We start from the raw sequence: 23,958 nt of genomic DNA, 5'->3' as shown, positions 1-23,958 counted from the left end.
GCGGCTTTTCTTTTAGGCTTGATCTGTCTGCGCTGTGTCTACAACGTTTTCCGTGTGTTCTGAAGCTTGGTTTTGTTCTTCAGCTTCCATTTTCGCGCGTTCAGCTTTGGAGATATAACGCGGCTTATTGCTCTTATGTAGCTTAGCGTTATGCTTCTTCTGCTTCGCTTTCAAGATCTGATTGATTTTCTTCTTGCGGTTCATGGTGGTGGTCCTTTAATTTAGCGAGGCAGGATAGTTACTTTTTTATCAAGTTACAACTAAATAAGCGCCGGTATCGGTCGCAAAATTCAAGTACGTTCCTATGTCCAATCATCTATCGCGTTTTAATGGAGCCCAAATGAAAACACTGTACACCGAACGTTTGATACTGCGTCTTGTGAGTGTAAATGATGCACCATTTATACTAGAACTTTATAACCGCCCAGACTTCTACCGTTTTGTCGGAGACAAACAAATTCGTACCGAATATGAAGCGGCGCGTTACATAAAAGAAAACATGCTACGCATGCAAAAAATTAGAGGCGTGAGTTTACTCGTTGTAGAGAAGAAAGAAGATGGACAACCCATCGGGATTTGTGGGTTGGTTAAACGTGACACATTACAACACTATGATCTCGGATATGGATTTTTACCTTCCGCTTATGGCTTCGGCTACGGAACGGAGTCTGCAACCGCAGTGCTGGAATACGCTAGAGAGGAAATGAAACTCGATAATTTGGTTGCCATCACCAACAATGACAATATTCGTAGTATAAGTTTGCTCAAAAAACTGGGCTTTGAGTTTGAACGAGTTGAGCAGCAATATGATAATGGCCGCACGTTAGAACTTTACACAATGATGTTGTGATTTTTGGATAGCGCATGAGCGATATTTTACTTGGCAAACTCGCCACTGAATTTAAGACAGTAAAAGCCATGGTAGAGGTTTACTGTCATGACCATCATGGAACAAAACGTGACTTATGCTCAGAATGTCATGAGCTGCTTGAATACGCAGAAGTGCGCCTCGACCGCTGTCCTTATGGAGAGAATAAACCGACGTGTAATAAATGTCCGATTCACTGCTACAAACCAGAGCCGAAAGAACAAATGCGTTTGGTCATGCGTTACTCTGGCCCCAGAATGTTACTGAAACATCCCATCTTGGCGGTTCGTCATTTGCTTCATGAAAAGCGAATGGTACCGGAAAAGCCTGCAGCGAACGCGTCAAACCGTCACAAGCGTTTATCTAAACAAAAATGCGAAGAATAAAAAAACGAGGGCGACATGCCCTCGTTTTCGTTGAGTAGAAGCGGCGTGGTTAGAGGCCAGCGGCCATACGCTGCTTGGTTTTGCTCGCAGCAAGTAGCATGTATACGCCAGTCGCAACCAAAGCGGCAAACAAGTAGCCTAGCAAGCCGTGTTCTTGGCCCATAAATTTATCAGCGACAACAGGACCAGCAACAGAGCCGATGCTGTAGCTAAACAGCATGACTTGTGTCGCAGAGACAATAAAGCGTTCATCAAGTCCTTCGCAACCTAAGTTGATTGCAATCGGGTACAAGGCAAAAGTAGCTGCACCTAAAAAGAATAATGCAGCAGCCAATACCACGGCTGACGAGGAAATAAAGGTCATACCGATCGAAAAAATACCCAAAATACAGAAAAACGCCATTAGCACTGTGCGGCTCATGTATTTGTTTAACGCGGTCACCATTGGTTGAACTAGCATGCCACCTAGAATCACTAGCGCCATCAATGTACCAATGTCTTGATGGCTAATTTTACGGTTAGTTAACTCAACTGGCATTAATCCGTAGATCGCGCCTAAGGTCAAACCTGAAACAACACAACCAATAATTGCTGCATGGTTTAGTTTGGCAATTTGCTTAAATGATAAAGCGGTTGATTCATGGCTGTTTGGCTGCTCACACTCAATGAACATTAGCACCAGCATCGCCATTAAGATCAACGTCGTGATCGCAATAAACGGAACGCCGCCACTTACGCCAAGCACGCCAATACCAAACTGGCCTAATGCTGAACCACCATAAAGCGATAGCATGTACAAGCTCAAACGTCTCGCACGCGATGCTTCGTCTCCAGACATTAGCCAAGATTCAACAATGACAAAAACACCAGCAACCGCGATACCCGCAATAAAGCGAGCGGCAAGCCACATCAATCCGTTAGCAAACACGGGTAGTGTGACGATAGTTAGCGAAAATACGGCCAAGCAACCAATAAACGCGTTACGGTGACCAACTTGACGTACGATACGTTCAATAAAAATAGCACCGGTTAATAAGCCGCCATAAAACACACTCGCCAACCAACTCGCGTAATCTGCTGAGATGTTGTATTCACCGAGCATGAGAGGGATCAAGCTCATTAAATAGCCCGAAGCCACCGCATAAAGAGACAGTGCGACGACTGGAACTGTAACTCGTGGTGATGCTGCAGGAACGACTGTGTTTTCCACTGTTTTGCGCCTATAAGTTAAATGAAATCTAAGGGTTATTCGGCGCGAATATGAGGCTAATAGTTAGGCAAGTAAAATGATAAATTTAAGTCGTTTCGATAAATAATATTTGTTAACTAGATAGGTTGATAAGTTGCATAAAAACGCCAACCTACAAACAAGGTTGGCGTGGAAGATTATTTAGTAAGTGCTTGATTTAACCATTGATCGAATTGAGTTTTAGGTAACGCACCATTGATCATATCAACGCGTTGACCATTCTTGAAAACCATAATGGTAGGAATACTGCGAATACCAAATTGCGTCGCAAGTTGTTGTTGAGCTTCGGTATCAATCTTAACAAAACGAGCCGTTCCGGCTTGCTCATGAGCAACATCAGAGAAAACAGGAGCAAAACCAACGCACGGGTTGCACCATGGGGCCCAAAAATCTACTACAACAGGCATATCACTTTGTAATAGAGCAGAAAAGTTATCTTGTGTACCTTCGATAGGCGAGCCGTCTAAAAGTGCACTTTTACATTTACCGCAAGTTGCAGATTCGGCAACGCGCTCATTAGGGACACGATTTAGACCGCCGCACGAAGGGCAGCGAGTTTTAAACGATGACATGACTTCTTCCTTTATTACGTATTGATGAAAACATGACTTACCAGTCAGCCTCATTATTTGTATACTTATTTTTTAACCTGCCGAAATAACGCAGCGCAGGTTTGTATTTGAGCCTAAGGTTCTAAGAAATTTTATTAAAATACAACAATAAATAGGTCTGCGATGACAAATTACTACGCTGAAATTACAGGTTGGGGGAAATGTGTTCCGCCAGCCGTGCTCTCTAACGATGATCTTAGCACTTTCCTCGATACTTCCGATGAGTGGATTCGTACCCGCACTGGTATCGAAAACCGCCGTATTAGTCATGTAAACACGTCAGACATGGCGACCGTTGCTGCTAAACATGCATTAGCTCGAGCAGGCGTCGATGCAACAGACGTGGATTTAATCATTGTGGCGACTTGTTCACCAGATTCATTGATTCCAAATATCGCGTCTAAGGTACAGCAGAACCTAGGTATTCGTGCAGCCGCTGCCTTTGACTTAAATGCCGCATGTACGGGATTTGTCTATGGCCTAGAAACGGGCACACGTTTGATTCAATCAGGTAACTATCGTAACGCGATCATTATTGGTGCGGAAAGATTGTCTTTCTACATCGATTGGGCAATGCGAGATACCGCTGTTCTATTTGGTGATGGTGCGGGCGCCGTTGTGTTATCAAGAACGGAAAAAGAAACGGGTTTACTACAGTCTCAAATCGGTTGTGACGCAAAAGGCCGAGATATTCTGTCCGTACCAAAGTTTGGTACTTGTATGGATCGCTTTGCGGAAGACAACGGTTACTGGGATTTCAACTTTGTAGGACAAGAAATTTTCAAACGTGCAGTAAAAGGCATGGGGCTAGCTGCGAAAACCGTACTGAAAGCATCACAGTTAACGACGGAACAAATCGATGTTGTGATTCCGCATCAAGCGAATATTCGTATTATTCAAACCTTGTGTGACCTGTCTGGAATTCCACACGACAAAGCGTTTGTTAACATTCAAAACTATGGCAATACTTCAGCTGCGACGGTGCCAATTGCATTGTGTGAAGCGGTAGAGCAAGGTCGAGTTAACCCAGGTGATAATATGCTTCTTGCTGCATTTGGTGCAGGTTTGACATGGGGTGCGGCAGTATTGAAATGGGGTGACCGCGTAACGCCAGTTTCTGAAAGTGATGCGGTTCTGCCTGAGTGTGAGCAATCCGCGTTAGAATTACTTGAGCGTGCCATTAAGCTGTGTAACGAACGCCGTCGCGACGAGGTGTAACGGACACTCTGCAAACATAAGATGAGTAAGGGAGCGCGAGGCTCCCTTATTTGATGATGCGTTCTACAGCTAACCTGAAAAATATCTTAAGCCATAAAGCCCAGGTTTGAATGAGTAAAATTACGGATGTTCGGGAAGACGTATTCCAGTGCAGCGTTATCACTCACGCCCATCCACTGTGCTAGTGTTGAACCAACTTGATCAGCGGCAATTTTGGGTATGAGTCGGCCTTGAGAGTAATCATCGTTTCCGCCCAGTATTAGTTCCGGCCATGTACCGATAGGTTGTTTCCCATTTACCGCGCCTCCAATTAATAGTTGATGGCCACCCCAGCCATGATCGGTACCATTTCCGTTGCTCATCATCCGTCGACCGAAGTCAGACATAGTGAAAGAGGTAACTTGCTTGTTTAGCCCTAACCGTTCGACCGCACGATACATTGCTAAAAGGTTTGTCGCGAGATCCTCAAGTAACACTGGATGACGTGCCAATTGCGAATCGTGTAGGTCATACCCAGAGTGTTTAACGAAAAAGACTTGTCGTTGCTGCTTCAGGACATCTTGGCTTGCTATCAATTTGTACACGGTTTGCATCTGCTTGCCGAGCGTCGATGACGTAAACAGCGGCTCGTCAGCAATGTGGTTGAGTTGCTCGCTCAGTACACTACTCATTACCATCGACTCATCAACCATCAAATTAAAATGACCATTAAATGGATTGTCAGTTTGATGAGAGAGAAGGCGGTCATAGATACCTTTGTATAAAGGGCTATCAATCGCGGTAAGCTGAACTGCGCGATCTTTTTTCAGGACGGTTTGGCGGTGTTCCATTGCCCGTAACCAAAGCGAGTTGCCATGCACACTGTATAGCGGTGTTATTTCTGATTCAGAGTTTAATACATCCAACATTCTGCCAGCCCAACCAAGATTTTTAGACTCGCTCATTCCACCAAGTAACCAAGCGTCTGTTTGAGAATTATGAGAAAACAGTTGCTCGGGAAGTGATGCTTCACCTTGCTCAATAGCTTGTTTGGTGACGGGATGGTTGAGAATGCCACTATTGAGCACGATGCTGGCATCGCCTTGTTCGAAAACGGAAGTCAACGCATTTAACTTTGGGTGTAAGCCGAGCTTCACTGGGTGATTTGAGCTATCGACAGCACTCAAATTGATAGGGAGTATGTCTTCTTTGGCGACAGAGAGTGGCCCTCTGACTTTGGAATATTGACGATAGTGCGCCTCCGATAATGGCAGTATGGTGTTGAATGCATCGTTTCCGCCTGCTAAATACACACATATTAATGCTCGAAAGTCATTGGATGGCGCTGCGAGAGAGTAACCTGGCAGACTAAGAGAGGCTAGTGCGCCCATCGATAGCGTGCTTTGTATAAAATGTCGTCGTGAAATATCCATAATTCACTCCTAATCCTGAATATAGAATTCGTCGCCAGAAATGGCGGTAAATATCACTAGAGCGAGTTTTGTTGTTGGCACATAGTCCCCACGATAATCATTCAGGGCGGTGAGCATGAGCTCTTTCAATTCAGCAGAAGCCGTTCCAGCAAAGAAACGCTCGTTAACCAATTCGACTAAGGCACGGTGATCGTCCAGAAGAAGATAAAACTCGTTAAGATCGAAGTGGTAGGAATCACCACCTCCTCTACGAGTGCTGGTTAACATATAGTTGACCAAATCGGTATAAACAGACCAATTGAGAAGTTCATACTCTGGAGAGTTAATACCAGACTCCGTAAACTCGTTAGACGGCTGATAGTCTGGAGAGTAAAAATTAAACACGGAAGGAGAACGAAGCGGCCCTTGATTAGCGATGTTCATCATCGTTGTTGCGTCTTCGTAACGTGATCCTTTAATCGTAAAACCTGATGCTCGATGAAAATTAGTCAGGACCAGTATCGGTTCTTTCACTTTTATAGGCGGGGTATCCGTCATCCCTAATGCTTCAGGGTCGAGCAATATGGCTCGAACAACGGCGGTTAGATCGCCTTTTTCTCCTTCCCCATTGTTGTTAAATATCGTAGCAACACGCGCGACGTACTCTGGGCTTGGATTTGAACTGACCAAACGTTGGATAAGTAACTTTGAAACAAATGGAGCAACATTTGGGTGAGACATCAACATATCAATCACTTTTGAAAGCTCTTCTTGTGCGGTTAGACCCGATGGGATCACGTTCCCTAGAAATCGCTTCTCGCCGGTGTCGTGTCTTTGACTGATAACTCGCATCGGTTTCACGAATGCGATGTCGGAATTTTTCCATCCAGTTAATGCTCGCGCGAGCTCTTGAATATCAGTTTGATTGTACGTGGGGATAGGTTTGCCTGTTGCGTGGTTTAGCTTTTTACTGCCATCTAAATTGAGTTCATACAAACCGATAGTGAATAACTGCATTAACTCTCGAGCAAAGTTCTCATCGGGAAGCGTTCCTGTCGCACTATTTTCTTTTGCACTACCGAGCATAGACAAATAGCTCCCCATGACTGGATGGATGGAAACGTCATACAACAGGTCTCGGTAGTTGCCAAACGCATGCTCAACCAACAGATCGTAGTAATTCACTAACCCTGTAGGTTTGCTGGAAAGAACGCCGCCATAACGAGAAACGACTACGATCTGACTCAATGCATAAGCCGTTCGCTGTCTGAGCTGATCTTCAGCAGTAACAACAATCTGATACCAAGCATTTTCTCGGTTTGACTGTAGGCCTTTAGAAAAAGGCGTTTGATAAAGTGGTTGATGGTAGGTTGCTGGCAGGTTGATTTGTTTCTGTATCCAGTCCTCTAACCCGTTTTCCCTAACCTCATTAATTAACGCAGGAGTTGGTCCAAAAGAGGTTTGATAGAGAAAACGCGCAACGGTTTGATCGGATGGGGATTGCTGTATTTGTGCTGATACATTAGGCACATGGCTCAGCAATAAGATAGCCAATCCTAGTACCCAAGCAGAGATTTTATTTAGCTTCTGACGTCTCATAGTTAACTCGCTTACCCGAAGTAACGATTTAAGTCCATTTAACGGGAGTTATTAAGCTCTTTTGAGCTGTTTAGTAAATTTATGAAAATCAAGCAGCTGCATAGGCGAGTATAGTAGCTATAAGTGGTGAACAAAAAACTCAAACGATGAATTTGGTACTATAGTGCTAGAAGTTTTTGATGCTATTTTTTCTAAGATACTGATATTAAATATGGCCAATGAAGAGTAACAAGCAGAGATATCGCAATGGATATAGAAGGGGGACAGCTAAAGTACTGTTAACAAGAGATTGGTATGTTTGTTAAGGCTTAAGTTAGTTTCAAGAAATTATTGAGCCAATAAATAAAGTTCATTGGTTTGCACAAGAGAAAACCACACGGATGTTCTCTTGTACAAAGCAACAAAGGTTATTTTCGGGCAAGCTTATGGTGAGCACGAGAAAAGTGATCGGCACAAAATGCGCCCACGATCGAGAGTTCGCCAGCCAGACAAAGCGCAGCTGCGACTTCGGCTAACGCTTTCGCATTGCCGTTGCCGTGCAAACCCAAAATATCCAAACATGCTTTTTGTGTTGGAAGGCCAGTACCACCACCAACCGTCCCCACCATGATGTTTGGCAAGGTCACGCACGCGTACAAGTTGCCTTGAGCGTCCACATCCATACGAGTGATTCCAATGGCAGACTCTGCAACGCAAGCGGCATCTTGACCACAAGCAATGTACAGCGCGGCAAGCGCGTTTGCGTAATGCGCGTTGACGCCAATTGTCCCGCTAAGTAAACCGCCCACTGTAGTCATTTTGCCAAATTGAACCATAGACTCCGGCGTCGTATGCAGATATTTTTCCACCAACTCAGCAGGAATGGTCACTTCGGCGGATACTTTCTTACCGCGTACCGAGCGCAGTGTGTGCGCGTTTGGTTTTTTGTCGCCTGATAAGTTGCCATCCAAGAATGCTTGAGTTGGTTTGATTGGGCTGGTCGCCAAAATATGATGGAACACTTCGTTTGTTGCGATGGTCACCATGTTTTGTCCGGAAGCGTCACCAGTCACGTATTCAAAGACCAAATAAACGTGGTTTCCTTCGATATTTACATTGATGTCTTTGAGTTTGCCATGTGAGGTGGTGGATTCCGCAATTTGACGAAATGCGTCAAACTGGGTCACAACCCAACTGACGAACTGGCCAGCGTCGGCAAGGTTATTAAAGGCGAACACTGGCGTTCGGCTCACCCCTTCACTCAGCAACAATGCGCTCGCGCCACCAGCGGCGGTAATAAGATTTGCGCCACGGTTGTAGGAAGCGACTAACGCGGCTTCTGTCGTTGCGAGCGGAACCAAAAAGTCATCGTTCGCATACAAGCCGTTGACGCGCAAAGGGCCTGCAATGCCGACCGGCACATTAACAGTACCAATGAAGTGCTCGATGTTGTTGGAGTAAGCATCGCAATGTGACTGCGTGAAAGGATCAAGGAGATGATCTTTATTGGTCACGTGTTCCAATACTTGCCAACGGCGCGCCAAATGCTTATCCGACAGGCCAGGGCTTAAGCAGAGACGTTTCTCTGGCTTGTGAAACTTCGGTTCTAATGCCGATTGAATCTTACTGCTGGTTTCGATATCGGAAAGGGCGGAGCTTTGAACAGGGTTATCTTGGTTTAACTTCGGCATACAAACGTTAACTGAAAAATCGAACCAGAGATTGTAGTGATTGAGGCTTTGATTACAACGTTGATTATACGTTTTGCAACAAATACCACTGTGCAAGCGCCTTTATTATCCAAGTGATTTGATATTGGAGCGACGAATTTACCGGACATAAATGGGTTTTGACAATGAATGTTGCAGTAAATGGCAGATCCGGGAGGTTATGCCTCTTAGAGAAACTGGCCTGTAGGTGTTTGGATTCGACAAGGTGTAAGCATGAGTGCCTTAAAAGCGGAATGGTTCAATCTATGAAAGGAATAAATTGTCTAACCCAGTCCCTTGGGTCAGACGTTAGTTTGAATCAGTTATTCAAAAACTAGTTGAAGGCGCGAGCCACACGTCCCGCACTTTGAATACGGTAATGACCAACGTAAGCAGGAACAAATACAGATTGTCCTTTCGAGGCAGTTAACGTCTCACCGTTATCACTGATGAGTGTCAGGTCGGCATCAATCGCCATCAAAATCTCTGCGCTATTGGCATCAACCACTTCATTGTTCGGTTGGTTAAGAATGCTGAAACTAAAGTCTGCCACTGGAACGGGGTAAAGGCTCTGGCAACCATTGGCATTGGGTTTTAGGACAAGGCTGTGAAACGGCTTAGGCACAAAGTCTGTGCATTTAACCAGTTCTTCAACATCCATATGTTTCTGCGTGAGTCCTGCACGCAAAACGTTATCTGAGTTCGCCATGATCTCTAATCCCGTACCTTTAATGTAAGCGTGTGGCGTTCTTGCGCTCAGGAACATGGCTTCGCCAGGTTGCAGCGTGATGACATTCAACAGTAATGGCGCAAACAAGCCGACATCGCCAGGGTATTGAGTGGATAGATCCAAGATGAGCTGGAAAACGTCGTTGTTAGTACCTTGCTCTGATTGGTCTGAAGCTTGGGCAAGAAGCTGTTTCAGTGCACGCTCTTTTGTTTCGCCTTCCATGGTCAGAATGTGCACAAAGAAATCGCGTAAACCTTGTGAGTTGATTTCGCGTTTGAATGCATCTAGCGGTGTGCGTAGCTCATTGATATCGCAAAGGCCAAATGCCTCAATAATCTCGTCATACGAACGAAAACCGTTCATGGCTTGGTAACTTGTCAGCGCGTACACCAACTCAGGTTTATGGTTTGGATCCTTGTAGTTACGATGGCTTGCGTTTAGTGGGATCCCGGCACTTTGTTCTTTTTCGAAGCCTATTTCGGCATCTTGTTTGCTTGGGTGAACTTGAATCGACAGTGCATGTTCGGCCGCTAAGATCTTAAACAGAAAGGGCAGGTCGCCAAATTTCGCTGCGGTTTCTGCTGATAAGTAAGCGGGTTGGTTTTGTTTGATCAGTTCAGACAAAGGCAGCGTGTTTTGCTCAACCTGAACTTCAGAGCAGCCGTTTGGGTGAGTACCCATCCATACTTCTGCTTGAGGCTCATTCGTTTCGTTAGAAAAGCCAAACAAATCGTGAATAGAAGAGGTGCTTCCCCAGGCGTAGTTTTGGATTTTGTTGTTCATTTGAAAGAAGCTATGCGATGAAATAGTGTTCAAATTCATGAATTTTTCCCATAGTTAACCCTCCGAACTGAATCGGAAGAAAAATTGAGCAGAGATACGTTAAATAAGGAGGGCGAGCGCGGTTAGGTCACTCGCCAATTTGCCCTAAGGGCGATAAGTCGATTTACAACCGAGGCTTTGGTTCGAGTGGTTTTCGTGATGGCTGCGCTTGCAAAAATGGCAGCAACAAAAGGCCAATGACGGCTGCACAAACTGAAATGATGATGAAGAAACCCGTCCAATGATATTCTTCAAGAATTAACGCCAGTGGATAACCAGACAATGCTGCGCCCATGTAGGCGAACAAGCCCACGAATCCTGTTGCCGCGCCGGCAGAATCTTTGTGAGAGCACTCCGCCGCCGCCATACCGATCAGCATTTGTGGTCCAAAGACAAAGAAGCCGATGGAGAACAATCCCGCCGCTTGGAATGCAAAGTTGGTCAGAGGCATCAGCCAAAGCGCAGAGACAGATAAGAAAATCCCAATCGCGAACAGCAAGTTCATTGGCCCACGGTTACCGCCAAAGAGTTTGTCTGAGCCCCAACCCGCAACCAATGAACCAACAAAACCGCCGATTTCAAACATAGACAGAGCAGCGTTGGCGTTAATCAGGCTATAGTGATGCTGCTCGGTCAAGTACAGGTTTCCCCAGTCATTGATTGCGGTACGAACGATGTAAACCAACACATAACTGAACGCGAGCAGCCAGATGTATTTGTTGTTAAATACGTACGATTTCAGAATTTCGCGGTAGGTGAGGCCACGTCCGTAATTTTCTTGCGCAAGTTCTAGTGCGTCGTTGCGCCATTGACCGACACTTGGTAAACCCATTGTTGTGGGTTTGTCGCGCAATCGCCAACAAACGAATAGACCGAGCAATACCCCGATGATGCCGGGTAGAATAAAACCTTCACGCCAGCTGTAGTGCAACGTCAAATAGCCCACCAAAATAGGGATCAGCGCGCCACCAACGTTGTGTGCGGTGTTCCAAATCGCCCATAAGAAGCCACGCTCGGAACGTGAATACCAAGTGGTTAACAGCTTGGAGCATGAAGGCCAGCCCCAGCCTTGGAACCACGCGTTTAAGATCCACAGAGTAATGAAAGCCGCGAGTGAGCTAGAAAAACCGAACGCGATATTGACCAGACCTGTCGCAATCAATCCTAATCCCATGAAATAACGAGGATTAGAGCGATCCGAAATCGTGCCAGAAATAAACTTCGAACAGCCGTAAGTAATGTAGAAAAGTGTACCGATAAGACCCAAATCGCCTTTATCTAAGCCAAGATCGGTAATCATCGCTGGTGCGGCGTAGTTAAAGGTCTTACGGGTAAAATAGAAACCTGCGTAGCCGATGTACATCCCCAACATAATGTGCAAACGCCAATGGTGGTAACGCTGGTCGATTTGCTCGTTGCTCAGGCTCGGTTGAGTAAATTTAGGTGAACGTAAAAATCCAAACATCTTGAGTTACACCTTAGGTAAAGTAATGCTGATTTGTGTGCCGATCATTTGATCGCTGGTGGAGTAGATAACGATTTTTCCACCTAACGCGTGCACACGCTCTTGCATGCCGCGAACGCCCATGCCGTTCATGCTGTCCTGAACTTTGAAACCGACACCATCATCGTGAATCATCAGTGACACCGCAGCTTCTCCAATTGTCAGTTCAATATTGATCAACTGCGCTTCTGCGTACTTGGCTGCGTTATTCAATGACTCTTGGCATAAACGGAATAGGGTGACTTTGAGTGTGTCACTCAGGCTGGTGTAATCGCCTTGCCAGTTCAGTTGAACATTCGTTCCGTGATTGGCGAATTCCATCTCTCGCGTCAGTTGCTCGACGGATTCTTTCAAGTCCAAATCATCCAGCATTTTGGGTCTTAGCTTGCTCAACAGTCGCTTAGTGGTGTCGTACACGTTGAGCGAAAGCCCTTCGATCATGTCCGCGCAACCAACGCGTGTTTCTGCGTTGTTCACTCGTTTAATGATGTTGGCTTGTGTGCGGATTGCCGTGATGTTCTGTCCGATTTCGTCATGTAGCTCGCGCGCAATATCGCGTCTTACCGATTCTTCCGCTTTGATAAGCTGGCGAGACAAATTCTGATTGCGCGCAAGTTCGCCGCGCAGTTTGTGATTGAGGTCTTTTTGTTTCTGAACCCCTAAGCCGAGCATAATGCCGGTGATGGTTTGCGCCGAGAGAGATAATAACAAATCGGTGATTTCTAGATTTGATACGCCGCTACGAGCCGCAATCAGCGCTATGCTGTTGAGCATGGTGGCGAGCAGAGCACCTTGCCAGCCGTAACGCAGAGCAAGCACGATGATTGGAATCGCCATACAAAATGGCGCAAATCGTTTTAGCTCTTCAGGCAAGCTGGTTTGCACCAAAATACTGCCGATCAAAAGTAGCGCATAAAGCACGATATGACGCACCTGAAATACAACGGCATTACTAAGTAGGAGAGAGCTAAGCGGAGACCAACGACTTTGGAACAAATAACTCCATAACAAGTAGCACATAGGCACCACGAGCAAGCCTCCAGAAATGCTAGCCAGCCATACCATGTAAACCGAAGGAACGTGAAAACCAACGGCCATCACATTAATAAACGCGTTAATGATAATGACTGCGCTCATCACGGCTAAATGGCGGTTTTGGTCTCCGTAGTAGTATTTTTTCGCAATCAGAGTGACCGGGATACTGGCAATGCTCGCAATCAGCACGGTAAGCCACTGCGGTTGACCCAGTAAGATCGCAAGTGCGATGGAAAGTCCCCACTCCGAAAGGTAAATCGTCGGCCAATAAGCGGTGCGAGTGTGCAGGGCGACACCTAATCTTAAAGCGAAAGGAAACAATAAGATCGCCAGTTCGGGATCATTGACAAAGTAATAGGCAATCACCCATAAGCAGAACCAGGCGCAAGCCATAACAAATAGTCCGCAAATGGTGGTAACAGCGTAAGCTCGCATTAAAAGGACTCTTGAGAAAATAGTTTGGCGAGCTCAACGTTGTTTTTCACGCCGAGTTTGTCGATGGCATTCGCACGATGCACATGCACGGTCTTGTGGCTCAAGCCAAGCTCTGCCGCGACAGACTTTACATCCAACCCGGTCGCAAGTAGCTGACATACCTCGTTTTCACGTTTTGTCAGTTGGCATAGAGAGGTGGTGTTGTCGCTAGGCGTTGCAAGTTTAAGTGCAATATCTGATGTGAGGTAACAGCCGCCAGAAGCACTGGTTCTCACGGCTTGAATAAGTTCGTCTGGGCTACAGCGTTTACTAAGATAGCCTTTTGCACCTAGCTTTAGTGATTTTTCCACCATCGCAGGGGAGTCATGCACGCTAAGCATCACGCAGGCAATGCCAGTTGGTATTTCGCTAAGAAAGTTTAAGCCGCTTTCATCTGGCATGGAGATATCTAGGATGACGACATGAGGGTGTACCGCAGGCAAGCCTTTGCGCGCTTCGGCGACAGAGCCGAATTCACCGACAACGGTAATATCACTTTCTAAATTTAATAATTGTGCGAAACCTGAACGCACGATGACGTGATCATCAACTAGAGCAACATGAATCATTATTACAACCAAATAGAGCAGACGACTAACAACAATAAGCTCCAACAGGAGCCAATAGAAAAACCTTTAATGATACTGAATTGATCAACTCATTTTAATGATCTTGCGCGCTTTACCGAAGTAAAGCGCGCAGAGAAGCTAGGCTTGGTTTTGTGCAAGTTGAAGCTTCTTCGCGTGTCGAATCTTCTTCTCTTCCGCGATAGCGACGAAAGCAAGCAAAACAATACAAATCATGGCGGAGGTATCTAGAGCTGCGAAGGTACCTTTCCAACCAGTTAAGCCGAAGATAGGTGTACCGTCTGCAATCATACCGAGACCAAGTTTCGCGAAGCTGTCACCGATTAGGTAAGCGAATGTACCTTTTACGCCGTCAGCCACACTGATTGCTTTTTTAGGGACAAAACCAACCGCGGCAACACCGATAAGAAGTTGCGGACCAAACACCAAGAAGCCCAATACAAATAGAGAGGCTAAGTACATGAACTCGCTAGTGGCGTGTTGGTAGAACTCAAGCGATACGATGATCAAACCAAGAGATACACAAGCAACCAATGCGCGGCGACCGTTTGCTAGGTCAGACAGGTAACCCCACATCAAAGTACCCACAAGCGCACCGACTTCGAACAGAGTAAAGCCAGAGATTGCCGTTTCTTTTGACAGACCAAGTTCTTGGTACGCGTATACCGTTGACCATTGGTCGATACCGATACGAACGATGTAAAGGAAGATGTTGGCAAAGCAAAGTAGCCAGATAACTTTGTTTTTAAGAACGTATTCAACAAAGATTTCTTTTTTGGTCATTTGGTTTTCTTCAGCGGCGGTGTCTTCTTCACTCACTGCTTCATCGAAAAGTTCTTCTACTTTACCTAGACCGTAAGCTTCTGGAGAGTCGCTACCAAAGCGCATACCGATAAAACCAACGATGATCGCGATGATAGAAGGGAACACGAACATGCCGATTACGTGGCCGTCGAATAGGTAGTTGGCACCGAAAAGAGCAACACCCGCTGCGCCCGCACCACCAACGTTGTGTGACATGTTCCACAAGCCTAGGTAAGAGCCGCGTTTGTTACGAGGTGTCCATTTTGTAATGGTTGAGTAACTAGAAGGGCCACCAGTACTTTGGAAGAAACCACTCAGAGCGTAGAAAGCCACCATCAAGAACAGGCTTGCACTACCGCCGCCCATGCTGAAGCTGAAACCAAGCATTGCAAGACCAGAAAGGATCAGCATAAAAGGGAGGAATTGCTTGGTGTTCTTACCGTCAGCGTAGTAAGAGACAACGGTTTTACCGATGCCGTATGTGATGGAGAAGCCAAGGCCAATAAGACCTAGGTCTGTCATGCTCAAACCGTAAGTTGAGATCATGTCGTTTTGCGCGACATTGAAGTTCTTACGAATCAAGTACATGGTTAGGTAGCCGATAAATACGACCAAGTAAGATTGGATGAACGGTTTAAACCACATCTTTCTTCTAACTTCGACAGGAAGATCGAGGGTCGGCTTCCGCACCTGTTCGAGGAATTTTAACATGATGAACTCTCTTGTAATTGTTTTAGAAACACAACGGAGGCCGTTATGCGCTCTTGTTACCTTTGACTGAGCGGAATTCTAGAGAGTGGTTTTGTGAGGCACATGAGATGGTTGCCTAGATCGGCTAGGAAAAATTCCTAGAAATGCCTAGGAAGGCGGAAAAGCGTGAAAAGAGTCACACAAAATCCTTACTAATTTATGGGTTTTTGACTGGTTTCTTATCGGATTGGAAAGCGTTCAAATGCAAGCAGGTTAATATACGCAAGCTTAGTGCTGACAAGGGGTGAGTACGTTTGGTTGGAAGAATAGTGTCTCGTTGCTAGCTATCAATCGCGAATGAGAAACAAACAACAGAGACCCAGAGGTCTCCGTTAGAAATATTAGGAATTCGGCTAGGTTGACGTGTTAAGGCGCAGGGCTGTATAGACGCGGCGAGCCGTATTTTGGCAAGTGAATTAGGTTCAAATGGTTTCTTCTTGCCCATTCGACGGTTAACGCTGTCGGTGCAGATAAGCAAACCAGAGTGGGGATACGCGCGCGAACGGCTTTGTGGATCAACTCTAAGCTGCAACGGCTTGTCATGATTGCGAAGCCACTTTGAGGTTCGATGTGATTGTTGGCCAATGCGCCAATCAACTTATCTAGCGCGTTGTGACGGCCGATGTCCTCTCGGCACAACTTGATGTTGCCTTGTAAATCTGAAAATAAAGCGGCGTGTAGCGCGCCAGATTCACGTGCGGCTTCTTGATGCAGTGCGACTTTGTCTCGCAGCCCTTCGAATACATCGGAGCGCGGAGGAAGAGACGGTGTTAGCGGTGCTAAATCAGGCAAAGCTTGTTCCAGAGCCTCGACGCCACAAATGCCGCATCCGGTTGTGCCTGCAAGATTCCGACGTTGTGTTTTTAGCGCCCAGAAAGCGCGGTTGCTGATTTCTACTTCCGCATAATGAGATTCGTGATCGCCACCAATTTCAATGTCTTTGATCTCTTTGAAGTCGTGGACGATGCCTGTGCTTAGGCTAAACCCTTTCACAAAGTCTTCCAGATGGCCTGGCGTCACCATCATGACCGCTTGGCTAATGCCGTTATAGCTGATAGCTAAAGCTGACTCACTCGCCAGCGACATTTGTTGCACTGGGCGGCCATCAATCAATTCTCGGTAATTGAACGCACTTGGTTGAGGTGGTGCTTGATTGAAATCGGACAGTTCAAAATAAGATTGAGTAGTACATCTCATGAAATCACCTCATAAGCCGTTATGTATGCCAAAAATTGACGTGTGGGTTGTTGTTATCGATTGAATATGTTCTTCGCTTCTGCGAAGCACTGATCGGTTAGCGCGGAGAAGGGTTCTTGTTTTCGCTTTAACAAACCTAGCGGGGCGTGAACGGCGGCTTCTTCGATAGGGATAATGCGAAGCGTATCGTTCAACTCTTCTAATCCACAGTTCAGCGGCATAATGGCGCAACAAAGGCCACTGGTTACTGCTTGGATCAAGTGAAAGGTGGAGTTACTTTCAATGACGGTTTGCGGAACCAGCCCTTTACTCACAAAGCTAAGATCAATTGAGTGGCGATAGTGCATACCCTTCGAAAGCAGCCCTAGCGGAATGTTATTGAGTGACTCCCACAACACTTCAGATTCGGCAAAATCGAAATGACGCTCATCGAATAAAACGCCAAGTTTGGTCGAGTATAGCTCGATAACATCGAAGTAAGCGGTGTTGACTTGATCGACATAACACATCCCCAAATCAAGTTGATTGCGATTGAGTTGGTCTATGATCTGTTCGGTCGTCATGGAGAGTATTTGAAAGCGTAACTCAGGGAACTGTTGAGCTAATGGTTTGAGCAATTCCATCGGGTTTTGGCTGGCGAGTGGCACCATTCCAAGCCGAAGTGAACCGACCAACTGACCACGGCAGTTAGCAGCCTCGGCTTGCAGTCCATCATGAGCGGCTAAGACGGTTTTCGCCCAAGCTAAAATGCGTTCTCCTGCTTCAGTAAACCCTTCAAATCTTTGACTTCTTTGGATTAATTCGAGATCGAGTTCTTCCTCTAAGCTTCGGATTCTCATGGACAAGGTAGGCTGCGTAATGTGGCACAATGCGGCGGCTTGACCAAAGTGTTTGGTCTGTTCAAGTGCGATGAGATATTTAAGTTGTTTGATATCCATAATGGCTTGTTAACCTTGCGTTGTGAGTCACATGTACGGGGGGAACTCCCTAAAAAGGGCACAGCACTACCGTACTTTTTAAGCGCTGGAGCGTTTTAACTGGGGAATGGAAAACCAAAACCAAGTCAAGAATAAAACCTCACTCAAAATTGATCTGAATCAAGGCTATTCCTGATATTAATTAGGGTCAAATTTAAAGTATCTATAGTGTGATAGATATTATCTATTATCAAGAGTGGCGATTTTATTGAGTTCGTTAAGCGAACTAGGTGGAATCGGATGGGAAAACGATTAACCTCATAAATTGTATTGATTAAAAATGTGATGACCGTCAGTGGAAAAATTCGTCATAGATTTTGTTTATCACTCGGTCAGGATTATCAATTGGACGCATATTGAATAACGACTTAATCTTTGATTTAGATCAAGACGCAACAATGCGCATTGAATCTAACAGTCTTAGAAGCAGTAGGCGGGTATCCGATATCAAGAATCTAGATAAGTAAACGCTCGGACAAGCGAGAGCATGTTGAGTGGTTACTTATTTGGATTAAAAAATACATGGATTAGAAACTAAGCCCTTCAATACTTCCGCATTATCTCAATAAATAACGCGCTTGTTTTCACGGGCACCCTGCTTGCTGGTATATCTGCGAGGAGTAAAGTCGTGAGCCAAAAAGAACAAATAAAAACATACAAAGGTCCAGCTGGTGGTTGGGGTGCACTGAAAGCCGTAACCAGAAGTTGGTGGGGCAGTGAAAATGCAGTTAAAAACATTCGCACTATGCTCAAAACCAACCAAAATGGCGGTTTCGACTGCCCTGGATGTGCATGGGGCGAGTCGCCAGATAGTGGTAAAGTCAATTTCTGTGAGAATGGCGCGAAAGCGGTAAACTGGGAGGCGACCAATCGTCTGGTTGATCCTGAGTTTTTTGCCAATCACAGCGTTTCTTCTCTCTCAACGCAAACCGATTACTGGTTGGAATACCAAGGCCGTATCACGCACCCAATGCGATACGATGCTGAATCCGATCACTACGTGCCAGTCTCTTGGGATGAGGCTTTTGCACTTGTCGCGAAACATCTCAATCAATTGGATTCACCACACCAAGCTGAGTTTTATACCTCTGGTCGTGCAAGCAACGAAGCGGCGTTTTTGTATCAGCTATTTGTGCGCGCATTCGGTACCAATAACTTTCCAGATTGTTCCAACATGTGCCACGAAGCCAGTGCTATCGGGATGAAAGACACCATTGGCGTTGGTAAAGGCACAGTGATCTTTGATGATTTTGAAGAAGCTGATGCGATTTTCGTGATTGGTCAAAACCCGGGTACGAACCACCCACGAATGCTTGAACCTCTGCGTGAAGCGGTAAAACGTGGAGCACAGGTTATCTGTCTAAACCCGCTGAAAGAGCGCGGATTAGAGCGTTTCCAAAACCCACAGATGCCGATTGAGATGTTGAGTAACGGTTCAGAGCCTACCAACACGGCGTACCTGCGTCCTGCTTTAGGTGGAGACATGGCAGTGTTTCGTGGCATCGCGAAATTCTTGTTGCAATGGGAACGCAAGGCATTGCAAAACGGTGGAAAAGCGGTATTTGATCGTGAATTCATCAAGCAACACACAACAGGTATTGATGAGTATTTGGCTGAAGTGGACGCAACCTCTTGGGAACACATCGCGGAACAATCGGGTCTTGATTTAAGTGAAATCGAGATGGTGGCGAGCATGTATCGACGTGCAGAACGTGTGATCATGTGTTGGGCGATGGGGTTGACTCAGCATCGTCACTCTGTGCCAACCATTAAAGAAGTCGCAAACGTGCAAATGTTACGAGGTAACGTTGGTAAGCCGGGAGCGGGGCTTTCACCAGTGCGTGGTCACAGTAACGTTCAGGGCGACCGTACGATGGGCATTGATGAAAAACCTTCAGATCTGTTGTTGGATCGCATTGAAAGTCGATTTAACTTTGACGTCCCGCGTGGTGAAGGCCACAACACTGTGCAAGCCATTAAAGCGATGGAAGAAGGGCAAGCGAAAGTATTTATCGGTTTGGGCGGCAACTTTGCACAAGCAACGCCAGACACAGAACGTACGCACAACGCGATGCGAAACTGTAATTTAACCGTACACATTTCGACGAAGTTAAATCGTTCTCACCTTGTAACAGGTAAAGATGCGCTTATTCTTCCATGCTTAGGCCGTACCGAGATTGATCAGCAAGCGACTGGCCCACAAGGCGTGACGGTTGAAGATACCTTCAGCATGGTACATATCTCATTTGGTCAGCTAAAACCGCGTTCGGAGCATTTGCGTTCAGAACCAGCGATTATTGCCGGTATTGCCAATGCTACACTCGGGGCAAAACCAATTGATTGGTTGTGGGCGATTGAAGATTACGACCGTATTCGCGATTTGATTGCAGACACGATTCCGGGCTTTACCGACTTTAACCATAAGCTTAAACACCCGGGTGGATTCCACTTGGTAAACCCAGCTGCCGAGCGTCGATGGAATACACCAAGCGGCAAAGCACAGTTCAGCTCTAGCGAGTTGCCGAAGCAGTTGATCAGCGAAGCGATACTCGAAAAAGGCCAAAAGCCAGATTTGATCTTGCAAACCATGCGCTCACACGACCAATACAATACGACACTTTACGGCTTGAATGACCGTTATCGTGGAGTATTTGGTATGCGCGAAGTGCTGTTTATCAATGAAGCGGATATTCGTAAACTCGGTTTTGAACCGGGCGACAAAGTGGACATGGTGTCATTGTGGGAAGATGGCGTTGAGCGCCGTGTGAGCGGATTTACGCTTGTTGCCTATGATGTACCAGCAGGTCAGGCGGCGGCTTACTATCCAGAAACAAACCCATTAGTTCCTTTGGACAGTTATGGGGATAGAACGTTTACGCCAACCTCTAAGTTTATTGCGATAAAATTGGAAAAATCGACATCCGATAAGATCGCTTTGGTGGAAGCGGAATAGTGACCAAACCGGCACAACGACATTTCCGATAAGCAAACGGCTGATATTAATTATCAGCCGTTTTTAATTGCGCTCAGTCTGCATTTAGTGCGCATAGCTTGTGTATAATGTTAATGACATTATGCTGCTCGATAATAGACAGATAAGGCCGATTTGAATCTAATTTCAAGTAGTAAAACTAATAAGAAGATGCTTATGACCTTGAAAAATATAATTAAATTAACAATCAGTCACTTAGTGGCAGTTTCTATTGGCATTGCGATAGGTATCTATACTTTACCGATCCTTATTGCACCACCTGCGCCGACCGATGAACAAGTTGCTAAGAGCAAGCAAGGTGCAGAATACAGCGCAGTGTTTAAGAGGGAACTCAAAGGTAGCGACGCTTTTCATTGGGGAGAGGGAGAAATTCATTTGAGTTCTGAAGTCATTACGTTGGTAGGAAAACTCGCTCCCGGACCAGACTATAAACTCTATCTATCTCCTAAGTTTGTCGAAACGGAACAAGAGTTTAATGACCTTAAATCTGAGATGAGCTTAATTGGTGATGTCAAAACGTTCGATAACTTCGTTGTTGAGGTTCCTCAAAGCACTTCAATTTCTGAATACAATACGGTTGTTGTATGGTGCGAGACATTCGGTGAGTTCATTACTTCGGCAAAGTATCAATAAACCTTAGCAGTAGAGTGAAAGGCTTTTCTTTTCACTTTACGCTAGGATGTTGTTTCGCATAATTAAGAGGCAAAGACTCTTAAACACTCTAAATTTAAGAGCCTTTGTTTAGAGTTATTGACAGAACCATTCGACCTGTAAGTCGTTTGCACCTTTCAGGCTACGTTCTGGAAAAACAAGATTTCGAACTATTTAGAGTTATTCTCTGTTTGGCTTGTTTCGTTCGATGACGCTAATCGCAATGGCTAAAAATAGAATATCTTTTACTAAAAAGAAGTTTGTCACCAAAACCCCATCAGACACTTTCCATGTATTCGGTGTCGTAATTAGAAAGCTGAGTGTCGCAAGAAAAATAATTGCGGCGGCTATGCCAGAAAAATAAGCGACTCGTGTGTTTTTAAGGCCAACGATTAATCCAATAGCGACAATGATTTCTGTTGCGCCAATGATGTTTGATACGGCTTGAACTGACATCACATCATACAACCAACTCATCAGAAAATGATTTTCAACGAGCGGTTGTATAAGCTTGGCCTCTGTAGGTGTGAATTTATAAATACCAATCCATATTAGAACTAAAGAAACGCCGAAAACTCCGATAAGATATCCAATTGAGTCACATTGATGATGGCTTTTTACGTTTTGCATAATTAACTACATTCTCCTGTTTGTTAGCGCTTCCAACAAGACCTATAAGGTTGGTAGAAAATTTCATAGGTTTTTTTCGCTCAAACAACAGATATTAAAAATCACGTGATACAGAATTACGTGTTTGATAGAACTTAAGGATATTTCGTGGAAGTTAAAATTTTTCAGGTTGACTCGTTTACATCAGAGGTTTTCAAAGGTAATCCCGCGGGTGTTTGTATCACAGAGTCAAGCCTTGATGAGGAAACGATGTTGGCCATCGCGGCCGAGATGTCGTTATCTGAAACGGCATTTCTGTCACTCAGTACAATGCAACTTCGTTGGTTTACACCGAGGACGGAAGTTGCTTTGTGTGGACACGGCACACTTGCAACGGCGCACGTTCTGAAAGAGCAGGGGTTATATAATACTGGAGATACGATTGAGTTCGTTACGCTATCTGGGGTTTTAACTGCACAACTCGATCATGAAGAAATTCATTTGGTGTTTCCTGCTCCAACTTTAGATATGCGAGCTAGTATTAACAAAGACTTACTTCATGGTTTGGGGCTAGATGCCGCCAATGTAGTCGCCTACGGTCAGTTTGATAATAAGCAGTTGGTCGTCATTAATGATGAATTTGTGCTTGAACAGCTCGACCCTGATTTTGGTGCGCTGCTTAAACAAAAAGGCCGTGGCGTCGTCATCACTGCTCAATCAAGCACTGACGCCGATTTTGTCTCTCGATACTTCGCGCCTTGGGTAGGTGTTAATGAGGACCCAGTTACAGGCTCTGCACATTGCGCTTTATGTGTTTACTGGGCTAAAGAGCTCAACAAAAAGCAACTGAAAGGCTTCCAAGCCTCCAAGAGAAGTGGGGTCGTCCATACAGAGTTGTTAAGCACTGAGCACGTTAAGCTTTCTGGAAATGCAGTAACGATATTGCGAGGATATATGAGAATCGCGTAGCGGTCCTTGTGGGAATGATTTTATTTTCGTGTTACCCAATGCTCAATAGTGAAGACGCTTGAATGCTGCTTATTTAAGTGGCTGATTTTTTTTGTAAAAACCCCCCTGGCACGGTGGTGTATAACGATTGGAGAGTTATATGAAAACTATCGGTCTTCTAGGTGGTATGAGCTGGGAGTCGACGCTTAGTTATTACAAATTGATCAACGAAGGAGTCAAAGAGGCGTTAGGCGGCCTAAATTCCGCAAAAATTTGTATGTATAGCGTGAATTTTTCGGAGATAGAGAAACTTCAACATCAAGGTAAATGGGAAGAAACGGCAAGCATTCTATCTGATGCTGCATCTTTAATAGAAAAAGGGGGCGCTGACTTCATTCTTATTTGTACTAACACAATGCACAAAGTTGCGCCTCAAATTGAAGCCAGTATTAATATCCCCATACTACATATCGCAGACGCGACTGCTGAGTTACTTCGTGAGAAAGGGGTTCAAAAGGTCGGACTCCTTGGTACTCAATTCACAATGGAGCAAGACTTTTATAAAGGAAGGCTTTCCGACCGTTATGGGCTTGATGTCGTCATTCCCGATCAAGACGACCGCTCTAAAGTACATAACATTATTTATAAAGAGTTATGCCAAGGTGAAATCAAAGAGGAGTCAAGGACGATATACTTGCAAATTATTGAAAAACTAAAAGAGCACGGAGCTGAAGCTGTGATTCTCGGGTGTACTGAAATTGCCTTACTTGTAAACCAAAGTCACACCGATGTTACACTACTCGATACCACTTCTATCCATGCTCAAGCAGCAGTCCGTTTGGCAATTGAAGGTGAATGATCTACGCTT

The 23,958-nt window shown here is 45.4% G+C and carries 21 protein-coding genes; 7 read left to right on the top strand and 14 right to left on the bottom strand.

Annotation, left to right across the window (positions count from 1 at the left end):
* Window positions 1–12 precede the first annotated feature (12 nt).
* Window positions 13–204: a DUF2986 domain-containing protein gene (locus R7Z49_RS04215; protein WP_005376066.1), complete on the bottom strand. Its 192-nt coding sequence runs from the start codon at window positions 202–204 to the stop codon at window positions 13–15.
* Between the two features lie 136 nt (window positions 205–340).
* Here R7Z49_RS04215 and R7Z49_RS04210 point away from each other — a divergent pair, with 136 nt between their 5' ends.
* Both R7Z49_RS04210 and R7Z49_RS04205 read left to right on the top strand, forming a co-directional pair.
* Window positions 341–850, top strand: a complete 510-nt coding sequence (locus tag R7Z49_RS04210) for a GNAT family N-acetyltransferase (protein WP_025767743.1) — start codon at window positions 341–343, stop codon at window positions 848–850.
* Window positions 851–864: 14 nt separating this feature from the next.
* Entirely contained in the window at window positions 865–1,254 is a 390-nt protein-coding gene (locus tag R7Z49_RS04205) for a nitrous oxide-stimulated promoter family protein (protein WP_025767744.1), read from the top strand.
* A 49-nt stretch (window positions 1,255–1,303) separates the two neighbouring features.
* Here the strand turns inward: R7Z49_RS04205 and R7Z49_RS04200 are convergent, their stop codons facing one another.
* Both R7Z49_RS04200 and trxC read right to left on the bottom strand, forming a co-directional pair.
* On the bottom strand, window positions 1,304–2,464 hold the full coding sequence (locus R7Z49_RS04200; protein ID WP_017634647.1) for an MFS transporter: 1,161 nt from the start codon (window positions 2,462–2,464) through the stop codon (window positions 1,304–1,306).
* A gap of 176 nt (window positions 2,465–2,640) precedes the next feature.
* Window positions 2,641–3,075, bottom strand: a complete 435-nt coding sequence (gene trxC / locus R7Z49_RS04195) for a thioredoxin TrxC (RefSeq protein ID WP_005387991.1) — start codon at window positions 3,073–3,075, stop codon at window positions 2,641–2,643.
* A 162-nt stretch (window positions 3,076–3,237) separates the two neighbouring features.
* Between trxC and R7Z49_RS04190 the strand changes: the two genes are divergently transcribed.
* On the top strand, window positions 3,238–4,332 hold the full coding sequence (locus tag R7Z49_RS04190) for a ketoacyl-ACP synthase III (protein ID WP_053349917.1): 1,095 nt from the start codon (window positions 3,238–3,240) through the stop codon (window positions 4,330–4,332).
* Between the two features lie 86 nt (window positions 4,333–4,418).
* On the opposite strand, the gene R7Z49_RS04185 is transcribed toward R7Z49_RS04190, so the two are convergent.
* The 10 genes from R7Z49_RS04185 to R7Z49_RS04140 all read right to left on the bottom strand — a co-directional run bounded on the left by R7Z49_RS04185 (window position 4,419) and on the right by R7Z49_RS04140 (window position 17,851).
* Window positions 4,419–5,744 (bottom strand): DUF1501 domain-containing protein, encoded by a 1,326-nt coding sequence (locus R7Z49_RS04185; RefSeq protein WP_132936433.1) that lies wholly within the window; start codon window positions 5,742–5,744, stop codon window positions 4,419–4,421.
* 9 nt (window positions 5,745–5,753) lie between these two features.
* Window positions 5,754–7,322 carry a DUF1800 family protein gene (locus tag R7Z49_RS04180; RefSeq protein WP_064369239.1) on the bottom strand — a complete coding sequence of 523 codons (1,569 nt, stop codon included), beginning with the start codon at window positions 7,320–7,322 and terminating at the stop codon, window positions 5,754–5,756.
* A gap of 407 nt (window positions 7,323–7,729) precedes the next feature.
* The gene (locus tag R7Z49_RS04175) at window positions 7,730–8,992 is read right to left on the bottom strand and encodes a hydroxymethylglutaryl-CoA reductase (RefSeq protein ID WP_047101062.1); all 1,263 of its coding nucleotides are present in this window, start codon (window positions 8,990–8,992) and stop codon (window positions 7,730–7,732) included.
* A gap of 352 nt (window positions 8,993–9,344) precedes the next feature.
* Window positions 9,345–10,562: a mannose-6-phosphate isomerase, class I gene (manA, locus tag R7Z49_RS04170; protein WP_005376084.1), complete on the bottom strand. Its 1,218-nt coding sequence runs from the start codon at window positions 10,560–10,562 to the stop codon at window positions 9,345–9,347.
* A 124-nt stretch (window positions 10,563–10,686) separates the two neighbouring features.
* The gene (locus R7Z49_RS04165) at window positions 10,687–12,027 is read right to left on the bottom strand and encodes an MFS transporter (RefSeq protein WP_064369240.1); all 1,341 of its coding nucleotides are present in this window, start codon (window positions 12,025–12,027) and stop codon (window positions 10,687–10,689) included.
* A gap of 6 nt (window positions 12,028–12,033) precedes the next feature.
* Complete coding sequence (gene uhpB, locus R7Z49_RS04160) at window positions 12,034–13,536, bottom strand: signal transduction histidine-protein kinase/phosphatase UhpB (protein ID WP_170893244.1); 1,503 nt, start codon at window positions 13,534–13,536, stop codon at window positions 12,034–12,036.
* Entirely contained in the window at window positions 13,536–14,144 is a 609-nt protein-coding gene (gene uhpA / locus R7Z49_RS04155) for a transcriptional regulator UhpA (protein ID WP_005376090.1), read from the bottom strand. Before uhpA ends, uhpB begins: the two co-directional genes overlap by 1 nt.
* Before the next feature lie 138 nt (window positions 14,145–14,282).
* A complete protein-coding gene (gene uhpT / locus R7Z49_RS04150; RefSeq protein WP_021707729.1) occupies window positions 14,283–15,677 on the bottom strand; it encodes a hexose-6-phosphate:phosphate antiporter in 1,395 nt (464 codons plus the stop codon).
* A 405-nt stretch (window positions 15,678–16,082) separates the two neighbouring features.
* Window positions 16,083–16,913: a formate dehydrogenase accessory sulfurtransferase FdhD gene (fdhD, locus tag R7Z49_RS04145; RefSeq protein WP_047101073.1), complete on the bottom strand. Its 831-nt coding sequence runs from the start codon at window positions 16,911–16,913 to the stop codon at window positions 16,083–16,085.
* A 53-nt stretch (window positions 16,914–16,966) separates the two neighbouring features.
* Window positions 16,967–17,851: a LysR family transcriptional regulator gene (locus R7Z49_RS04140; protein ID WP_054730252.1), complete on the bottom strand. Its 885-nt coding sequence runs from the start codon at window positions 17,849–17,851 to the stop codon at window positions 16,967–16,969.
* 667 nt (window positions 17,852–18,518) lie between these two features.
* Here R7Z49_RS04140 and R7Z49_RS04135 point away from each other — a divergent pair.
* Window positions 18,519–20,843: an FdhF/YdeP family oxidoreductase gene (locus R7Z49_RS04135; RefSeq protein WP_085569020.1), complete on the top strand. Its 2,325-nt coding sequence runs from the start codon at window positions 18,519–18,521 to the stop codon at window positions 20,841–20,843.
* Between the two features lie 195 nt (window positions 20,844–21,038).
* Complete coding sequence (locus R7Z49_RS04130; protein WP_005376099.1) at window positions 21,039–21,515, top strand: DM13 domain-containing protein; 477 nt, start codon at window positions 21,039–21,041, stop codon at window positions 21,513–21,515.
* A gap of 198 nt (window positions 21,516–21,713) precedes the next feature.
* On the opposite strand, the gene R7Z49_RS04125 is transcribed toward R7Z49_RS04130, so the two are convergent.
* Window positions 21,714–22,163 (bottom strand): YkgB family protein, encoded by a 450-nt coding sequence (locus tag R7Z49_RS04125; RefSeq protein ID WP_005376100.1) that lies wholly within the window; start codon window positions 22,161–22,163, stop codon window positions 21,714–21,716.
* A gap of 147 nt (window positions 22,164–22,310) precedes the next feature.
* On the opposite strand from R7Z49_RS04125, the gene R7Z49_RS04120 reads away from it, so the two are divergent.
* The gene (locus tag R7Z49_RS04120; RefSeq protein WP_031781164.1) at window positions 22,311–23,111 is read left to right on the top strand and encodes a PhzF family phenazine biosynthesis protein; all 801 of its coding nucleotides are present in this window, start codon (window positions 22,311–22,313) and stop codon (window positions 23,109–23,111) included.
* A gap of 139 nt (window positions 23,112–23,250) precedes the next feature.
* Window positions 23,251–23,949 carry an aspartate/glutamate racemase family protein gene (locus R7Z49_RS04115; RefSeq protein WP_053349909.1) on the top strand — a complete coding sequence of 233 codons (699 nt, stop codon included), beginning with the start codon at window positions 23,251–23,253 and terminating at the stop codon, window positions 23,947–23,949.
* Window positions 23,950–23,958: the final 9 nt, after the last annotated feature.

This window comes from Vibrio sp. 1562 (assembly GCF_033340155.1).
Taxonomy (GTDB): Bacteria; Pseudomonadota; Gammaproteobacteria; order Enterobacterales; family Vibrionaceae; genus Vibrio; species Vibrio alginolyticus.
This window is presented reverse-complemented; position numbering and strand designations above follow the sequence as displayed.

Excerpts from the sequence above, each read along its gene's own strand:
- R7Z49_RS04180 (WP_064369239.1), bottom strand. The coding sequence starts at position 7,322 with ATGAGACGTCAGAAGCTAAATAAAATCTCTGCTTGGGTACTAGGATTG.
- R7Z49_RS04125 (WP_005376100.1), bottom strand. The coding sequence starts at position 22,163 with ATGCAAAACGTAAAAAGCCATCATCAATGTGACTCAATTGGATATCTT.
- R7Z49_RS04140 (WP_054730252.1), bottom strand. The coding sequence starts at position 17,851 with ATGGATATCAAACAACTTAAATATCTCATCGCACTTGAACAGACCAAA.
- uhpT (WP_021707729.1), bottom strand. The coding sequence starts at position 15,677 with ATGTTAAAATTCCTCGAACAGGTGCGGAAGCCGACCCTCGATCTTCCT.
- R7Z49_RS04210 (WP_025767743.1), top strand. The coding sequence starts at position 341 with ATGAAAACACTGTACACCGAACGTTTGATACTGCGTCTTGTGAGTGTA.
- R7Z49_RS04115 (WP_053349909.1), top strand. The coding sequence starts at position 23,251 with ATGAAAACTATCGGTCTTCTAGGTGGTATGAGCTGGGAGTCGACGCTT.
- R7Z49_RS04165 (WP_064369240.1), bottom strand. The coding sequence starts at position 12,027 with ATGTTTGGATTTTTACGTTCACCTAAATTTACTCAACCGAGCCTGAGC.
- R7Z49_RS04175 (WP_047101062.1), bottom strand. The coding sequence starts at position 8,992 with ATGCCGAAGTTAAACCAAGATAACCCTGTTCAAAGCTCCGCCCTTTCC.
- uhpA (WP_005376090.1), bottom strand. The coding sequence starts at position 14,144 with ATGATTCATGTTGCTCTAGTTGATGATCACGTCATCGTGCGTTCAGGT.
- trxC (WP_005387991.1), bottom strand. The coding sequence starts at position 3,075 with ATGTCATCGTTTAAAACTCGCTGCCCTTCGTGCGGCGGTCTAAATCGT.
- R7Z49_RS04215 (WP_005376066.1), bottom strand. The coding sequence starts at position 204 with ATGAACCGCAAGAAGAAAATCAATCAGATCTTGAAAGCGAAGCAGAAG.
- R7Z49_RS04190 (WP_053349917.1), top strand. The coding sequence starts at position 3,238 with ATGACAAATTACTACGCTGAAATTACAGGTTGGGGGAAATGTGTTCCG.
- fdhD (WP_047101073.1), bottom strand. The coding sequence starts at position 16,913 with ATGAGATGTACTACTCAATCTTATTTTGAACTGTCCGATTTCAATCAA.
- R7Z49_RS04205 (WP_025767744.1), top strand. The coding sequence starts at position 865 with ATGAGCGATATTTTACTTGGCAAACTCGCCACTGAATTTAAGACAGTA.
- R7Z49_RS04130 (WP_005376099.1), top strand. The coding sequence starts at position 21,039 with ATGACCTTGAAAAATATAATTAAATTAACAATCAGTCACTTAGTGGCA.
- R7Z49_RS04185 (WP_132936433.1), bottom strand. The coding sequence starts at position 5,744 with ATGGATATTTCACGACGACATTTTATACAAAGCACGCTATCGATGGGC.
- uhpB (WP_170893244.1), bottom strand. The coding sequence starts at position 13,536 with ATGCGAGCTTACGCTGTTACCACCATTTGCGGACTATTTGTTATGGCT.
- manA (WP_005376084.1), bottom strand. The coding sequence starts at position 10,562 with ATGAATTTGAACACTATTTCATCGCATAGCTTCTTTCAAATGAACAAC.